We start from the raw sequence: 608 nt of genomic DNA, 5'->3' as shown, positions 1-608 counted from the left end.
GAAATAAGGTGATGGTAAACCTGAGCTAATGGCGAATTGTTTTGACAAACTCAATTTAGTTGCAGGTAGGGAACTTGCGAATCGTTAACTCACCATCAAGAGTAAAGCTTCGCTTGTTAACATTGCTTTGATTTGGTGACGGTCTTATTTTTTATTTGAGGGATTTTCTTTGGTCAGAATCGTTTGACCAAGTTGAGACATGACGCGTTTTGCATTCATTGCACAGTCCATGTCATCTGGCTTAGCTTCAATCTCTTTAAGTACTTCTTTTAACTTGCTTTTACTCTGCGCAATTTTTCGCTCAAGCTCGTCGAGCTCTTGGACTTTTTGCTGCAAGGTTGTCAATAACTGATGATGATCCCAGTTAGAAAGGTCGGATGGCAGTAACGCACTTAGTTCATCCAAACTGAATCCAGCCTGCTGACCCGTTGTGATCATGTCCAGAATCATTAACGCTTCTTGCGGATACTCGCGGTACCCATTGGCTTTACGGGTCACGGTTTTTAGCAGTCCGATGCGCTCGTAAAATCGAATACGCGAGGGAGCAAGGCCCGTTTTTTGCGCCAGTTCGCCAATTTTCATATCAAGCGTGTCTCATTAGGTTGATA

General features: G+C 43.3%; 1 protein-coding gene. It reads right to left on the bottom strand.

Going from position 1 to position 608, the window contains the following annotated elements:
• Positions 1–144 precede the first annotated feature (144 nt).
• Positions 145–582, bottom strand: coding sequence for a MerR family transcriptional regulator (locus tag R7Z49_RS26180; protein ID WP_006741992.1), 438 nt, complete (start codon positions 580–582; stop codon positions 145–147).
• Positions 583–608 lie beyond the last annotated feature (26 nt).

The organism is Vibrio sp. 1562 (assembly GCF_033340155.1).
Classification (GTDB): Bacteria; Pseudomonadota; Gammaproteobacteria; order Enterobacterales; family Vibrionaceae; genus Vibrio; species Vibrio alginolyticus.
This window is presented reverse-complemented; position numbering and strand designations above follow the sequence as displayed.

Excerpts from the sequence above, each read along its gene's own strand:
- R7Z49_RS26180 (WP_006741992.1), bottom strand. The coding sequence starts at position 582 with ATGAAAATTGGCGAACTGGCGCAAAAAACGGGCCTTGCTCCCTCGCGT.